Annotated in this window: 15 protein-coding genes; 12 read left to right on the top strand and 3 right to left on the bottom strand. The window is 37.1% G+C overall.

The genetic code is table 11. From position 1 onward, the window contains the following. Positions 1 to 562: 562 nt before the first annotated feature. Genes EZV73_RS24215 through EZV73_RS24225 form a run of 3 tightly spaced genes read right to left on the bottom strand, consistent with a single transcriptional unit; the run spans position 563 to position 1,487 of the window. Complete coding sequence (locus tag EZV73_RS24215; protein WP_240843034.1) at positions 563 to 832, bottom strand: helix-turn-helix domain-containing protein; 270 nt, start codon at positions 830 to 832, stop codon at positions 563 to 565. Between the two features lie 36 nt (positions 833 to 868). Further along, entirely contained in the window at positions 869 to 1,237 is a 369-nt protein-coding gene (locus EZV73_RS24220) for a type II toxin-antitoxin system HicB family antitoxin (RefSeq protein ID WP_240843035.1), read from the bottom strand. After that, positions 1,227 to 1,487: a type II toxin-antitoxin system HicA family toxin gene (locus EZV73_RS24225; protein WP_240843036.1), complete on the bottom strand. Its 261-nt coding sequence runs from the start codon at positions 1,485 to 1,487 to the stop codon at positions 1,227 to 1,229. Before EZV73_RS24225 ends, EZV73_RS24220 begins: the two co-directional genes overlap by 11 nt. Positions 1,488 to 1,763: 276 nt before the next feature. Here EZV73_RS24225 and pth point away from each other — a divergent pair, with 276 nt between their 5' ends. The 12 genes from pth (at position 1,764) to EZV73_RS24285 (ending at position 16,303) form a co-directional block, all read left to right on the top strand. Beyond that, a complete protein-coding gene (pth, locus tag EZV73_RS24230) occupies positions 1,764 to 2,327 on the top strand; it encodes an aminoacyl-tRNA hydrolase (protein WP_240843037.1) in 564 nt (187 codons plus the stop codon). A 6-nt stretch (positions 2,328 to 2,333) separates the two neighbouring features. Next, complete coding sequence (gene mfd, locus EZV73_RS24235) at positions 2,334 to 5,837, top strand: transcription-repair coupling factor (RefSeq protein WP_240843038.1); 3,504 nt, start codon at positions 2,334 to 2,336, stop codon at positions 5,835 to 5,837. Positions 5,838 to 5,876: 39 nt separating this feature from the next. Further along, the gene (locus EZV73_RS24240) at positions 5,877 to 6,866 is read left to right on the top strand and encodes a peptidylprolyl isomerase (protein ID WP_240843039.1); all 990 of its coding nucleotides are present in this window, start codon (positions 5,877 to 5,879) and stop codon (positions 6,864 to 6,866) included. Beyond that, a complete protein-coding gene (locus EZV73_RS24245) occupies positions 6,856 to 8,493 on the top strand; it encodes a polysaccharide biosynthesis protein (protein ID WP_240843040.1) in 1,638 nt (545 codons plus the stop codon). Before EZV73_RS24240 ends, EZV73_RS24245 begins: the two co-directional genes overlap by 11 nt. Before the next feature lie 3 nt (positions 8,494 to 8,496). Continuing rightward, complete coding sequence (gene mazG / locus EZV73_RS24250; RefSeq protein ID WP_240843041.1) at positions 8,497 to 9,951, top strand: nucleoside triphosphate pyrophosphohydrolase; 1,455 nt, start codon at positions 8,497 to 8,499, stop codon at positions 9,949 to 9,951. A 217-nt stretch (positions 9,952 to 10,168) separates the two neighbouring features. After that, complete coding sequence (gene citG / locus EZV73_RS24255) at positions 10,169 to 11,011, top strand: triphosphoribosyl-dephospho-CoA synthase CitG (RefSeq protein WP_240843042.1); 843 nt, start codon at positions 10,169 to 10,171, stop codon at positions 11,009 to 11,011. Between the two features lie 86 nt (positions 11,012 to 11,097). After that, positions 11,098 to 12,114: a [citrate (pro-3S)-lyase] ligase gene (gene citC / locus EZV73_RS24260; protein WP_240843043.1), complete on the top strand. Its 1,017-nt coding sequence runs from the start codon at positions 11,098 to 11,100 to the stop codon at positions 12,112 to 12,114. An 11-nt stretch (positions 12,115 to 12,125) separates the two neighbouring features. Beyond that, positions 12,126 to 12,407: a citrate lyase acyl carrier protein gene (citD, locus tag EZV73_RS24265; protein WP_240843044.1), complete on the top strand. Its 282-nt coding sequence runs from the start codon at positions 12,126 to 12,128 to the stop codon at positions 12,405 to 12,407. Continuing rightward, positions 12,407 to 13,276, top strand: a complete 870-nt coding sequence (gene citE, locus EZV73_RS24270) for a citrate (pro-3S)-lyase subunit beta (RefSeq protein ID WP_240843045.1) — start codon at positions 12,407 to 12,409, stop codon at positions 13,274 to 13,276. Before citD ends, citE begins: the two co-directional genes overlap by 1 nt. Further along, complete coding sequence (gene citF / locus EZV73_RS24275; RefSeq protein WP_240843046.1) at positions 13,269 to 14,756, top strand: citrate lyase subunit alpha; 1,488 nt, start codon at positions 13,269 to 13,271, stop codon at positions 14,754 to 14,756. Before citE ends, citF begins: the two co-directional genes overlap by 8 nt. After that, the gene (gene citX / locus EZV73_RS24280; RefSeq protein ID WP_240843047.1) at positions 14,753 to 15,283 is read left to right on the top strand and encodes a citrate lyase holo-[acyl-carrier protein] synthase; all 531 of its coding nucleotides are present in this window, start codon (positions 14,753 to 14,755) and stop codon (positions 15,281 to 15,283) included. The genes citF and citX overlap by 4 nt, the downstream gene beginning before the upstream one ends. 12 nt (positions 15,284 to 15,295) lie before the next feature. Next, the gene (locus EZV73_RS24285) at positions 15,296 to 16,303 is read left to right on the top strand and encodes a tripartite tricarboxylate transporter substrate binding protein (RefSeq protein WP_240843048.1); all 1,008 of its coding nucleotides are present in this window, start codon (positions 15,296 to 15,298) and stop codon (positions 16,301 to 16,303) included. Positions 16,304 to 16,306: the final 3 nt, after the last annotated feature.

Raw genomic sequence — 16,306 nt, forward strand, 5'->3', positions numbered from 1 at the left:
ATCTACACTTGTTAAGCTACACTCACCGTCCGCACCCCTACAAACTGTTTAAAATGTAACGCTAGAGCTGCAAGCTGGCAGAGCACCTGCAGGTAGCATGATGTAAATAACGTAGTACACTAAGTACTTAAGCTGGTCAACTAGGATATAGAAATATATCCTCGACTTCAGTCGTGGGTTGTTGACTGGTTTGGTGTTGTCAAACTAGGAAGGGACTTTGATAAGTATATTGAGAAGTACAAAGACATATATAAGATTGATGGGAAATCTGTATCGGTTAAGGCACATTTATCACTCAACCATGAGCCTTTAGACATTGAAGTTACACCAGACTATTTTATATACAAAGGTCAGTCTTATCCCTACAAGTCTATTTATGAAGATGAAATTTATTATGTAGAGGCTCATATGGAAGAAAATATACTGGTATCAGGTCTGATGAAGCTGATGGAAAACGATTATGATATGGTCATAATCAACCAAAAGATTGAATCAAAGTGTTTTAAGATTATATGAGATTTTGATCAATTGAATGTAAAGAAAATCGTCAGCTTTAAGACGTTTAAGTGAATGAAATGTGCAGATTTTTTCCTAGGGCATGAGCAATCTTAGACAAAAACTCTATGCTTGGATTTGAATTTCCACTCTCCAATCTTGAGATTACTGACTGTTTGGTGACTATTAATTCTGCCAATTGTTTTTGTGAGAGTCCTTTTTCGATCCTTAATTTGATGAGTTCTGACCTTATTTCGTTAATTACTTTTAGTGCATCAAACTCAGTCTTTACTTCCTCATCTTGTAGGAGCAACTCCTTTAAATCATTTTGTTTCATTACATCAGCTCCTTTTATATGACATAGCATCTAAAATCAACTACTACAGTTTTCCTTTTGATGCTCTTTGCTTAGTAAATATAAGCAATACTGATTCATGCTTATACCTTCTTGCTTAGCTTCGTCTGCAAGTGCTTTGTGTAAAGATTTTGGAATTCGCAATCGAAAGGATCCGGAATAATCATCTTCCGATTTAGGTAATGGTATGTCAATGTTATTTTCCAGGGCTGTTTCTAACCAAGCAGTCTTAGCATCCTGGATTGAATAGGTTACATCTTCTATAGACTCACCAACTGACATGCATCCTTTTAAATCTGGATATTCAGCGTAGTATGAACCATCATCATCTTCTGTTATAACTAATTTATACTTTTGCTGGAGATAGAAGTCTAATTTATTTTGCATAACTGTTCTCCTTTCCTTTTTCAAGGTCATCTATTAACTTGAGGAATTGTTTGACATATATTTTGTTAACAGGTTTATGTTTTGGTATTGTTATAATTAAGTTACCGTAAACATATGTATAATGGCTAGAACCTTTTTTAGGTTGTCTTTCTATGAAACCATAATGGAGCAATAATGTTTGTAATGTTTCGAACTTAACATTAGTAGGATTATTTTTGATTTTGTTAAGTAATTTTTCACGTTTGCTCAAAATGCATTTCCTCCTACTTCTATTGTACATGGAACCATATATGGTGTCAAAACATTGTTTGGCTATTTGAAAGAAAAATTTCATGAACGCTTTTCATTTACTATTGTTAGATATTAGGTGTGATATTATTACAAAGTGCTTTAAAATACTGGCTTTGCTTGATTAATTAAGGATATTTTATTATACTGAATGTAATTAAATGAGAAGATTTAGAAATATAACTATACCCTAGGGGCTAAAAAGTTATATTTTTTGTCGTGTATAAAAGGAGTAATTATGTTTGTTATTGTTGGATTAGGAAATCCGGGTAGAAAGTACAATGTAACTAGACATAACATTGGCTTTGAAGTTGTTGATGAGTTTGCAAGACAACATAGGATAAAAATGACCAAGGTTAAGTTTAAGGCCGTTATAGGTGAAGGTAATGTCTTTGGTGAAAAGGTCCTGCTGGTTAAGCCGCAGACCTATATGAATCTGTCTGGTGAATCGGTTATGAAAATTATGGATTATTACAACCTGCCATTAGAAAATCTGATTGTGGTTTATGATGACATAGACATTGATCCAGGCAAGATGCGTATTCGTAAAAAAGGTTCTGGTGGTTCTCACAATGGTATGAGAAACATCATCTATCTTTTAAAGCAGGATGGTTTTCCGCGAGTAAGAGTAGGTGTAGGTAAACCACAAAACGGTCAACCCCTAGCAGACTATGTCCTTGGACGTTTTTCAAAGGATGAGCAAAATTTATTGGTACCCATCGTAAGAGATGCGGTTTCAGCCATGGAAGTCATGATCAAAGATGATGTGGACTTAGCCATGAACCGCTACAATATAAAGTAGGTGACTATGCAAGTAGTATATGAAAATGTTATTCGGTCGACAAGAGAATATCAGGAGTTAAAAAGAAGCTTACAACACCAAATAAGCCCTATCGTTGCCCAGGGTTTATTTGAGTCTTTAGGTTCTCATGTAACGGCAACCCTTCTTGAAGACATCGACAGTGCAGCCCTTATTATCTGTCATACAACGGGTGCTGCCATTAAGGTTGTAGAAGACTTGTCTCCTCTTTTAGGTGACAGACTTGTCTATATGCCACCCAAAGATGTGACTTTCTTTGATGCCTATGCCCACAGTCAGGGTGTTATTCATTCTAGAGCAAAGGCTATTTCAAAGATACTTTCTAGAAAAGATGCAGTTTTAGTAACCACTGTAGAAAGTGCCTTATTAAGTCATATGGATCCTGAATTTTATAATAACCATAAGCTATCTTTAGAAGTAGGCGGTGTCATCGATGTAGATGCTGTTTTAAAGATGTGGTTAGAAGGCGGTTATGAAAAAGTAGATATGGTGGAACATGCCGGCCAGTTTGCTATGCGTGGTGCCATTATAGATGTTTTTTCACCTGTCTATGAACACCCAATACGTATGGAGTTATTTGATGATGAAATAGATTCCATTCGTTATTTTGATGTAGAAAATCAAAAGTCCATTGAAAAGTTAGAATCTTGTATCATTGAACCTTGTCGTGAAATCGTTATGACGAATCAGGTTATGGAAGATGCCATTAAAACCTTTAAGGGTTTGTATGATGTCCTTCCGGCTATGAAACATCCTAGACTGGACTATATCATTGAAACCCTGTCTGAAGGGATTTATTTAGAAGAGTTTGATAAATACCACCGCTATTTCTTTAAAGATGTTTTTACCATCATGGATTATTTTCCAAAGAACTCATTGGTATTTTTAAATGAACCTGACAGGGTCAAGGAAAAAGCTCTTTCATACATTGATGACTTTGATGAAAGATACAAGTCTTATCTGTCTAGAGATGATGCTTTAGATGGGGCCTTATACACCATTCATCGATACGAGTCATTACTCCTGTCTTTAAAGAAGCATCTTCTTGTTTTAACAACCAACTTACGTAAGCGTATTGAAGACTTTAAACTCCAGGAGATTGTTGAGTTTAAATCTCGTGAAGCAGCAACTTATTACAGTAAGATGGATGTTTTATCAGAGGATTTAAAACGTCAGATTCATGCAGGCAACAAGATCATTATTGCAGTATCGACAACTGAAAGGGCTTCAAGAATCAACAAGGCCCTTGAAGAAAATGGTGTTTTGTCTTCTATACACCGTGACTTAGATACGACAGTTGTCAGCTCTCAGGTCATCATTGTGATCAAGCATGAGCGTATAGGTTATGAGCTAAGGTCTGCCAAATACATTCTCTTAACAGAGCATGAGCTTTTTGGTGTCAACAAACGTAAGAAAACATCTAAGAAGTTTAAAGATGGCCGTGCCATAAAGTCTTTTAGAGACCTTAATGCCGGTGATTATGTGGTCCATGAAAACCATGGTATTGGTAAATACATTGGTATGGAGCAACTCATTGTAGAAGGTACCAAAAGGGACTATTTAAAGATAACCTATAAAAATGAAGATTTCTTATACATACCAATAGACCAGATGGACTTGGTCCAAAAGTATATTGGTGGTGAAGAAAAGTCAGTTAAACTAAATAAGCTTTCAAGCAACGAATGGCAAAAGGCCAAGACTAAGGCCAAAAAAGTCATTGAAGATATGACCGATGAACTTTTAGCCTTATACGCTGAGCGTGCCAAGGCCAGAGGCCATGCATTTTCTTATGACAATGAGTGGCAAAAGCAGTTTGAAGACTTATTCCCATATGAAGAAACACCAGATCAATTAAAGTGTATCGATGAAATAAAAAGTGACATGGAATCTGTTCAACCCATGGACCGACTCCTTTGTGGTGATGTTGGCTTTGGAAAAACTGAAGTTGCACTGCGTGCAGTCTTTAAGGCTGTTATGGACGGCAAGCAGGTGGTCTTTTTAGTACCGACGACCATCCTAGCCCAGCAGCATTATACAACCATCGTCAACAGACTGTCTAAGTATCCGGTTCGTATAGAGATGCTGTCTCGTTTCAGGACTAAAAAGCAGCAGGAAATGTCTCTAGAGAACTTAAGAACAGGTGTATCAGATATTGTTGTTGGTACCCATAGGGTTTTAAGCCAAGACGTTATTTTTAAAGATCTTGGTCTACTGGTTGTGGACGAGGAACAACGATTTGGTGTTAAGCATAAAGAGCGTATCAAACACTTAAAGAAGAATGTGGATATCTTAACTCTGACGGCAACGCCGATTCCTCGTACCCTCCATATGTCTATGGTAGGGATTAGGGATATGTCTGTTATTGAGGATCCGCCTGAAGAGCGCTATCCAGTTCAAACCTATGTGGTTGAAAACGATCCAATGCTTGTTAAAGATGTGCTAGAAAGAGAAATTGATCGATCAGGTCAGGCCTACTACGTTTACAACCGTGTAGAAGACATTGATATTGTGGCCGGCAAGATACAGAAGCTGATTCCACATGCTAGGGTGGTCTTTGCCCATGGTCAAATGAGTGAACGTACACTTGAAAAGATTATGATTGCCTTTATGAACCATGAATACGATATATTGGTTTGTACAACCATCATAGAAACCGGTTTGGATATCGCCAATGCCAATACTATTTTAATAGACAATGCAGACTATATGGGCTTGTCTCAGCTCTATCAGTTAAAGGGTCGTGTGGGTAGGTCCAATCGTCTGGCTTATGCCTATCTGATGTATAAAAGAGATAAGGTTTTATCAGAAGTCTCTGAAAAGCGTTTAAAGGCCATCAAAGAGTTTACAGAGTTAGGTGCTGGTTTTAAAATTGCCATGCGAGATTTAGAAATTCGTGGTGCTGGTAATTTGCTGGGGTCACAGCAGCATGGCCACATAGCGTCTATTGGTTATGATTTATACTGTAAAATGCTTGAAACTCAAGTCAACAAGGTTAAGGGAATTGCTGTAGAAGAGCCTCTTGAAGTGGCCATTGACTTTAAAATATCTGCTTATATACCATCCAAGTTTGTTGAAAACCAACAGTACAAGCTGGAGCTTTATAAAAAGATATCGTCTATTAGAAACCAAGACGATGCCTATGCCATTGAAGAAGAGATTGAAGACCGTTATGGTACCATCCCTAATGTGATTTATAATCTGTTAAAGATTTCTCATGTAAAGGCTTTGGCAAGACATTTAAAGATCAAGTCTGTTACAGACCTAAAAGACAAGTGTGTTTTGGAGTTTGCTGATAAAGACAAGCTTGATTTAGAGCTGATCAGTCAAATATCTGTTTTATTTAACAGGCAGGTGACCTTTGAGTTTTCAAAACTTCCAAATATGATTTTTAGATACACCAAGCGTGATTTGAACAACGACAAGCGTTTGTTAGAATTAGAAGACTTTTTATTAAAAATCTATAACATCAAGAATGAAAAACAATCTACTTAGGATGCTATGGTATAATAGTGTGGGGTAAGAGGAGATTTTATGAAAAAAATACTACTATTAATGATGATGTTGCTCTTGGTTTCATGTGGCAGCAGCAATACCGCTAATGAGACACCACCTGAACCTGAGGTTGTTGAGGAAGTCTTTTTAGCAAAGGTAAATGAAGAAATAATATCAGTTGAAACTTTTGACAAGTACTATGCCATGCAGTCATATGACTTTGAAAAAGAATTTGGTGAATCGGTTTGGGACATCGAACAAGATGGCAAGACCATGAGAGAGATTCGTCAAGACCAAACACTGGACTATCTGATCAGGGTGGTCCTAATAGAAAACTATCTGGCAGGCAAAGGTGAGTTTGCAACAGAAGATGTGATCAACTCAGCTTATGACAGATACATGGCTTCTATTGAAAATGATTCTGAAATCAAGACCTATTTTGAGGAAAAAGGCCTAGATGAAGCCTTCTTAAAGCGTTTTATCGAAGACCAGTATTATCTACGTCTTTATGAAGACCAACTTTTAGATGAAATATCAGATGATCCTAAGACGCAGGACATGCTCTTTACTGACAAGGTCATCAGGTACAAGGTAAGACATATCTTATTAGACAGTCAAGAATCTTTAACAGAAGTTGAATCACTTTTAAACGATGAAGAAAATCCAGCTGATTTTTCAGATATGGCCAGACTATATTCTATTCATCCAACATCAGCTGTTAAGGGTGGTGACTTGGGTTATATGCTAGTGGGTACCATGCCTTCAGCCTTTGAAGAGATGGTTTTAAACATCGAGCCTTACACAGTCAGTGAATCTGTTCAGACAGAATACGGTTTCCACCTGATTTTTGTAGACGATAAGCAGATGTTACAAGACATGATTGAATCAGGCATGCCTGAAGATGAAATAGACACTTATAAAGCAGCAATTATTGAGCGTTATGCAGCCCTTGAAATTGTTAACCGCTTTGAAAAAATGAAATCAGTGGCAACCATTGAAGTAAATAAGGAACTATTAGATGAGAGATAATACAAAGAAAAATTCCTTTATTAAAGGGGCAACCATACTTGGTCTTGCAGGTATATTTATAAAGATTTTAGGTGCGGCATTTAAACTGCCGCTTTTCAACTGGATTGGTGCAGAAGGTACATCTTATTATATGGCACCTTATCCAATTTACAACTGGCTTTTGGTTGTATCTACAGCTGGTATTCCAACAGCTATAGCCAGACTGATTGCAGAGAAGGAAACAGAGGGTGATACCCATGGTATCTTTGGCATTATCAATGCCATCGTCAAGCCGATTGCTCTTATATCGGTTGTCATCTTTGCCATTTTATTCTTTGGTGCAGAACCGATTTCTGCTTGGGTAGGTCTGCCTGAATCGGCGATTGCCTTTAAGACCATAGCACCAGCCCTTTTATTTGTACCTTTGATGAGTGTCTTTAGAGGCTTCTTCCAAGGTGTACAAAAGATGCAGGGCTTTGCCATCACACAGATCGTTGAACAGCTTGTTCGTGTGATTGTAGGTTTAACCTTAGGTTATGTACTATGGTTTACCATGGCAGCAGGTCCAGCTAAGTCAGCAGCAGGTGCAACATTTGGGGCTTCAGCAGGTGCTATTGTCGGCTTTGTTGTGGCTTACAGTATTTATAAGTATATGAAGTCTAAGTACTATTCAGATGCACTCAAGTTACCTAATCAACATAAGGTTGATGGTTCTTGGGATATCTTTAAACAGGTATTGATCATTTCTATTCCAATCACCATTGGGGCATCTATCATGCCGACTATGAACTCCATTGACCTTATGCTGGTTGTTAGAAGGTTAAATGACATTGGTGTAGAAAATGCAAAAGAACTTTATGGTATTTTAACGGGTTTTGCAGTAACCATTGTTAACTTCCCGCAAATACTAACGGCTTCACTTCAGATTTCTCTGGTACCGGCAGTGACACAAATGTTTGTTATTTATGATAAATCAAAGTCAGAAGACGATAGAAAACACTTATCAGATACAGTGAATGCAGGTATCAAAACAGCCTTAATCATCGGTGTGCCTTGTGCTATTGGTCTTGTTACTTTGGCTGAACCTGTTATGTTACTTTTATATTCATCGCAAAAAGAATCTGCTATTATCGGTGGTTCAATCCTAGCTGTACTGGGATGGGATTTGATATTCTTAGCAGTATACCAGGCAACAACAGGTATTCTACAAGGTATTAAAAAGCAGATGTTACCAGCCCTTAACTTAGGTATTGGTATGATCTTTAAAGTTGTTTTAACTTATGTTCTTGTTGGAAATCCAGTATTCGGCATCAATGGTGCTGCGATTTCGACAGTTGTTGCTTTTGCAGTAGCATCTGGTTTAAATGTTTGGTCTTTAGCGAGACTGGATTATTTGGATTTAAACATCGTCAAGTTAAGCATCAAGCCAGTTATATCAGGTCTTGTGATGGGTGCCTTTGTATGGGTGGCTTATAACCCTATTGCAGGCATTTTAGGTGGTAAGCTTGCAACTTTAGTAACCATTATGGTTGCTGCAGTGATTTACGGTATTTTAATCATCATGACAAAAACACTTTCTCATGAGGAATACGATATGTTACCGGGTGGTAGCAAGTTAAGAAAATTAGCTGAAAAGCTTGGGAGATAGAAAATGAATCAATTGACGATTATCGGTTTAGGACCGGGATCTAAATCATATTTGACATTAGAAGCGGTAGAAGCTATTAAGGCTTCTGACCTTGTTTATGTTAGAACTATGAAACATCCTGTTATGACTTATCTAGAGTCTATCGGTGGAAAGTTTGAATCCTTTGATGACTTTTATGAGTCTTATGACAACTTTGATGATGTTTATGAAAACATCGGCAAGGCTGTTCTGGATAAATTATCAGAGGGTGATGTGGTTTATGCTGTACCTGGTAATCCTTTTGTTGCAGAATCAACAGTGGAATACCTGATTGACCATGTGGACGAAGAGTATATCAAGGTCATTCATGGGGCCAGCTTTATCGATGCCATTGTAACAACTTTAAGAATGGATCCTGTTTATGGTCTTCAGATCATCGATGGTTTGACCATAGAAGAAAAAGTACCGGATGTGACAAGTGATGCCTTGATCATTCAGGTTTATGACAGTCAGGTAGCTTCCAATGTCAAGCTACAGCTGATGAACTACTACCATGACGACCATGAAGTGGTTGTTGTAAGAGGTGCTGGTATAGAAGGTGAAGAAGAAATTGTAAGAGTACCTCTTTATGAACTGGACAGGGTAGATTGCTTAGACCATTTAACATCGGTTTACATTGAAGCCATTCATCCTGAAGATAGAGAAAAATTCTTTATGCCTGACTTGGTACAGGTTATGAAGGCCCTAAGATCGCCAGATGGTTGTCCATGGGATAGAGAGCAAACGCACGAATCTTTAAGACGTTACATTATTGAAGAAGCTTATGAAGTTGTAGAAGCCATAGATGATGAAGACTTATGGGGTCTTGAAGAAGAACTGGGTGACCTTTTATTACAAGTTGTATTCCATGCAGAAATTGCTGCAGAAAATGGATACTTTAACTTTAACGATGTTGTGACAGGCATCTATGAAAAGATGGTTAGAAGACATCCTCATGTATTTGCAGACATTGACGTTGAAAATTCAGATGAAGTATTGGTCAACTGGGAAGCCATCAAGAATGAGGAAAAATCTGAAAAGACAGTATCGGACTCCATTTCAAATATAGCCAAGTCTTTTCCGCCGATTCTTCGTGCAGAAAAGATTCAAAAGAAAATGGCCAAGGTGGGCTTTGACTGGCCAGATTATACAGGTGCCTTAAAGAAGGTTAGAGAAGAACTTCATGAACTGGATGAAGCCATTAAATCAGGTGACTTAGACCATGCAGGCTCTGAACTGGGCGATCTTTTATTTGCTGTTGTAAATGTGGCAAGAATTCTAAAGTTAGATCCAAGTGATGCTTTGGTTAGGACCAACAACAAGGTTGTAAAGAGATTTTCTTACGTGGAATCTAGTCTTTTAGATCAAGGCAAATCTCTAGAAGAAGAATCATTAGAAGCTATGGATGAGCTTTGGGAAAAATCAAAAACATTTGAATAAATTTTAATTAACTATTAGTCTCAAATTGTAAGTGAATATGCAATTTGAGATTTTTTTTGTTGAGAGAAAATCAGTTTCATATGTTAAATAGTTACAAGAATATATATGACAGGGAAGTTTTTTTGATACTTTTTATATGAAAAATATCTAATAAATCAAAAATGACTTGTCTTTTTTTGTCTTATGATTCTATACTTTTACCTAGAAAGGACAGGGTATGGATCATAGAAAAATTGCATCACTTGTGAACAAAGCTATTTTGTATGAGGTTACAACAACACCAAAACCAGGTTTGGTTGACAGAAATAACAGCGGTGCCCATAAGGATATGGATTACTATACCTTTATCTCAAGTGCTTGTGCTATAGCTGGTGGCTTTTATGAAATAGCTGAAGTTTCCTATGAGTTTGATGGTAAGCCAAAAGATTTGCTCGGGCGTATACGACCAATTGGCAAGCAGATGGAAACTGATATGTTTGAGGCGACGTGTGGTATCAATACACATAAAGGAATCATATTTTCGTTGGGAATATTATGTGCTGCTTCTGTACAGGTACAAAAAAAAGAAAGTCTAAATGCGGAAAATATTATTGAATATTCAAAAAAAATGACTTTAGGTATAACCGATGAACTAAAAAATGACAAAAGCCTTGGAAAAACTAATGGTGAACGCTTATATAAAAATTATGGTTTTCTTGGAATAAGAGGTGAAGTTGAAGCAGGTTTTCCATCTGTGATGAAATCGGGACTTGACGCTTTAAGAAATTCATATTATACTTTGCAGTGTAAAAATGAATTGTTTATACAAACTTTATTTCAATTGATGACATGTGTTGAGGACTCTAATGTTTTGTCTAGGCATAATCTTGAAACTCTTAGTGAGGTGCAGGAGATTGCAAAGAATTTTTTAGATGCTGGAGGCATGTTTGATGAGGATGCCATTTCTTATGTTGAAGAGATGGACCGTCAATTTATTAAAAGAAATATCAGCCCAGGCGGCTCTGCTGATTTGCTAGCAGTTACATTGTTCCTGGGATTAATAGAAAAAATTATAGAATAAACTGATTGTTTATTAAGAATGATTTATCAAGCTTAGTTCAAGGTCAGCACTTTAATGTGCTGGCTTTTTTGTTTTTGTGAGGTTGTATGGAGAGAGTATATTACTGGGAGTCGAAAGCTTTAACTCAGGTTACTGATTTTTTATGCTACATGGACTTAAGACTAGAAAACTATGATGAGCTGTATGTGATCAGGGATAAAAATGAAATTATTGCCACAGGAGCGATCAAAGGTAAAGTTTTAAAGTGTATAGCTGTAAGAGAACATGGAGGCAATCTGATCAATAAAGTGATGACTCATTTAATTAATCGAGTCAATGAGCTTGGGTACAATGATTGTTTTATATATACAAAACCCTCAGTCTATAAATCCTTTGAATTCTTGGGATTTAAAAAAATTGCTGTCACTGAAAACGTTGTCCTCATGGAGAATAGTCTTGATGGCTTTAAGGTTTTTTTAAATAATCTTAAGCTATACAAGAAAAAAGGCTATAGTGGTGCTGTAGTTGTAAACTGCAATCCTTTTACACTAGGACATAGACATTTGATTGAATATGCAAGTAATCTTTGCGATCACCTTCATGTGTTTCTTGTTTGGGAGGATGCATCAACATTTTCGAAGGAAGTCAGGTATAACTTGGTTGCAAAAGGTATTTCGCATCTAAAGAATGTGAGTTTGCATAAAGGCATGGATTATATCATTTCGAATGCGACCTTTCCTTCTTACTTCCTAAAAGATGATGTAGATGTTATTAAGGAGCAGATTAAATTGGACTTGAATATTTTTGAATCAATTGCAGAAGTTCTTAATATCACTCATAGATTTATTGGACAAGAACCCTTTAACCCGGTAACAAATATGTACAACCGATTGATGGCTCAAGAACTGTCTAAAAAAAATATTCAGGTAACAGAAATTAAGAGAAAAGCGGTTGATGGTGAGATTATCAGTGCTTCAAAAGTAAGGGAACTTATAGCTAAGGGGTCCATTTGCGAAGTTAAGACTTTTGTACCAAACTCGACCTACAATTTTTTACTCAGCTATGAAGGTTTAAAAATCATAGAATGCTTAAGAAAAGAATATAACTCAGAACATTTAGTTTAGGAGGAAAAGACATGAATCAGGCAATAGCAGGAACCTTGGAATCTAGTGATATTCAAATCACACTGAAATATCATGATGAAGATAAAAATATTATTGAGCTTGAAAGTCAAGTCAAACATTTATTTGGAGATGAAATACTAAGAGTCATCAATCGAGTATTAGATCAACATCAGCTGAAAGGTATTCATGTTAGAGCGATTGATAAAGGTGCTTTGAACTGTACAATTAAGGCTAGAATGCAAACGGCGATTTATCGTTTAACTGAATCTGAAATCAATTGGGAGGTACTGTAATGGGTCGTTTAAGAAGAACAATGATGTATGTTCCGGGAAATAACCCGGCTATGTTAACAGATGCTCATATATATGGTGCTGATTCCTTAATGTTTGACTTAGAAGATTCGGTCTCTCTTAAGGAAAAGGATAGTGCCAGACTACTTGTATATAACCTAGTTAAAAGAACGGATTATGAGACAGAGATTGTTGTAAGAGTTAATGGTTTAGACACACCATTTGGTCATGATGATATTGTTGCTATGGTAAGGGCTGGTGTTGACGTAATACGATTACCTAAAACAGATTCAAAAGATGATGTACTAGCGGTGGAGGCAATTATAGAATCTACTGAGCTGTCTCTAGGTCTAAAGGTTGGTACAACAAAAATGATGGCGGCTATTGAAAGTCCTTTGGGCATTGTAAATGTATACGAAATCGCAAAATCTAGTGACCGTTTGATTGGCATTGCCATTGGCGCAGAAGATTTTGTTACTAATATGAGGACCAATCGTTCGAAAGCAGGCGTAGAGCTTTTGGCAGCGCGAAGTCAAATTGTATTAGCAGCTAGAGCTGCTGGAATCGCAGCCCTTGATACTGTTTTTTCAGATATTGAAGACGAATGTACATTTAGAAGAGAAGTTGCTCTTATCAAGCAACTTGGTTTCGATGGTAAGTCGGTCATTAACCCGAGACAGATTGATGTGGTGCATGAAATTTACCAGCCTTCTGATGAGGAAGTAGATTACGCAAGACAAGTGATATTTGCTATTCAGGAAGCTGAAAAAAAAGGTTTGGGTGTTGTTTCTGTTAATGGAAAAATGGTTGATAAGCCAATAGTCGAAAGAGCGAGAAGGGTTTTAAGTTTGTTAGGAGGTCGTCATGCATAGATTGTTTGAACACGAGTTTTCTTTTAGGCCAAGTAAGCATAAGAAAGCCACATCCATAAAAATGATTAGACCGGGTGAAGGCAAATTAAGAAAGAGTTTGAAAGATGCTATTGAAGCTTCTGGTTTAAGAGATGGCATGACGCTTTCTTTTCATCATCATTTCAGGAGTGGTGATTATGTTTTGATGGATGTAATGAAGATTCTAGATGAAATGAATTTTAAGGACTTGAAAATAGCAGCTTCTTCATTAACTTCAGCTCATGATGGCTTAGTCGAATACATAAAAAATGGTCTTGTTACAGGCATTCATACAAGTGGTTTAAGAGGAGTATTAGCTAGAACTATCTCAGGTGGTCTTCTTAATGAACCGGTTGTGATAAGGTCGCATGGGGGAAGAGCACGGGCTATTGAAGCTGGTGATATCCATATCGATATTGCATTTTTAGGTGTGCCAAGTTCGGATGATTATGGCAATGCCAATGGTCAAGTTGGACAGGCTATATGCGGTTCTCTAGGCTATGCAAAAATGGATGCTGAATATGCTGACCATGTCATTTTAATTACAGACACTTTGGTTGATTATCCAAACACCCCTGCTAGCATCAATCAGATGAATGTTGATCAAGTTGTAGTGGTTGATAGAATTGGTGACTCATCAAAAATTGCGTCTGGGGCAACGAGATTTACTAAAAATCCAAAAGAGCTTCTAATTGCCAAACGTGCAAGTGAAGTTATTATAAACTCCGATTACTTTAAAGAAGGCTTCAGCTTTCAAACCGGTTCTGGCGGTTCATCCTTGGCTGTTACTCGTTTCTTGGAAGAAGCTATGAAATCTAGAAAGATTACTGCAAGTTTTGCCTTAGGTGGTATTACACAGCCGATGGTTTCGCTACATGAAAAGGGATTGATTAAACAATTGTATGACGTTCAAAGCTTTGATCTAAGTGCTGCAGAAAGCATTAAGAAAAGTCCTTTGCATCATGAAATCAGCGCTTCCTTGTATGCAAATCCTCATACAATGGGATGTATGGTTAATAGACTGGATGTTGTTATATTAAGTGCTCTTGAAATTGATAAGCATTTCAACGTAAATGTTATGACTGGTTCCGATGGTGTGATTATGGGTGCATCAGGAGGTCATTGTGATACAGCTGCAGCTGCTAGTTTAACCATCATAGTTGCACCTTTAACTAGGGGAAGAATTCCTACTGTTGTTGAAAAAGTGGATACAATCATTACACCAGGAGAAAGTGTTGATGTACTTGTAACTGATAGAGGTATAGCAGTTAATCCTAGAAGGCAGGATTTGGTTGAATGTTTTAACAAGAGTCATTTGCCAATTAAACCAATAGAAGGATTAGTAGCAGAGGCTGAAGCGATTGTTGGACCGAAACAAGAGATACAACACAATAAGCAAACGGTGGCTATTGTTGAATATAGAGATGGTAGTGTTATAGATGAAATAAAAGGTATCTCATGAACTGGTGTACACTAGATGAAATCTTAGAGTCAAGAGATAAGAGAAATGCAATGAGAAAGATTTTAATTTCCCGATATGGGCAATGCTTGGTCTCATTTCATTTAAATATACCGGGACCAGTAAAAGATAAGCTCTTATACAAAATAAGTTTGATTGAAGGTCAGAAAGCCCTTATAAATTATTTGAAAAAGAGATGTGTTAGGGTGGTGTATGATTTTATTGAATTTCCTAAAACAGGACCTGAAGGTGTTTTAATAGTTAAAGAAAAGCCAATGACTTTAAAAAATCTTTTGGTTGACTTTGAATCATTGCATCCGTTAGGAAGGGTATTTGACTTGGATGTTTATACTGAAAAAGGTCTTGTTTCAAGAGAAGACTTAAAGTTAGAAGCAAGAAGATGTTATGTATGTGATGATTTTGCAAAAGTATGTGCAAGATCAAAACATCATGATATAAACCTCATCATTCAAACGATTGATGAAATGATGAAACAATTTCATAACAATGAATCTCAAAGAGAGATTTAGAAGGGGGAAAAAATGAAAAAAAGTTTGATTTTAATCTTAATCCTTGCCTTAAGTGTAGGGATGGTATTTACAGGATGTTCTAAGGAGGAGGCTGGAGCTGGTGATACAGCAAGTTATCCAAATGGAAACCTAGACTTCATCGCTCCTGGAGGTGCAGGCGGCGGTTGGGATTTAACTATCAGAACAACTGCAAAAGTACTAGCTGACACTGGATTGATAACAAATCCAATGCCTATAACGAATAAGCCGGGAGCAGGTGGTGGTGTCACTTTATCTCATTTACAAACACTCGATGGCAATGACAAAACACTTGTTGTTTATTCACCACCATTGATTCTGATTAACTTAAATGGATCTTCTGAGTTCAGTTATAAGAACACAACACCAATATCACGACTAATTGCAGACTATGGTGCTTTTGTAGTACCTAAGGATTCTAAGTTTGAAAGCATCAATGAAGTTATGATGGCTTTAAAGGAAGATCCTAAGAGTGTGAAGATCGGTGGAAACTCATCTGCTGGTTCAATGGACCACATTCAATTCTTGATAATAGCCAAAGCTGCTGGTGTTGAAAATCTTGATCAAATTGATTACGTTTCATTCCAAGATGGTGGCGCAACTGCTCAGATCCTTGGTGGTCATGTGGACTTATTATCAACTGGTTTAGGTGATGTAGAAGCCTTGGTTTCAAGTGGTGATTTAAAAGTGTTAGCACATACAGCCGATCATAGAGTTGGTGAAGGTGTTATGGCAGAAATTCCTACTTGTATTGAAGAAGGTATAGAGGGAACATTCGTAAATTGGAGAGGTATCTTTGGCCCGCCTAATATGCCTGATTACGCAGTTAAATACTGGTCAGACAAGCTTGGTGAAATGGTAAAGACAAGCGAATGGGATGAGGCGTGTCAAAAAAATGGATGGGATAAGTTGTACTTAAATAGCGATGAGTTCTCAACGTTTTTAGATGAAGTAAATACAGAATATGAAACGATTCTTAAAGATATCGGTATGATTAAATAGTAT

This window comes from Acidaminobacter sp. JC074, assembly GCF_022496765.1.
GTDB lineage: Bacteria > Bacillota > Clostridia > Peptostreptococcales > Acidaminobacteraceae > JABXKX01.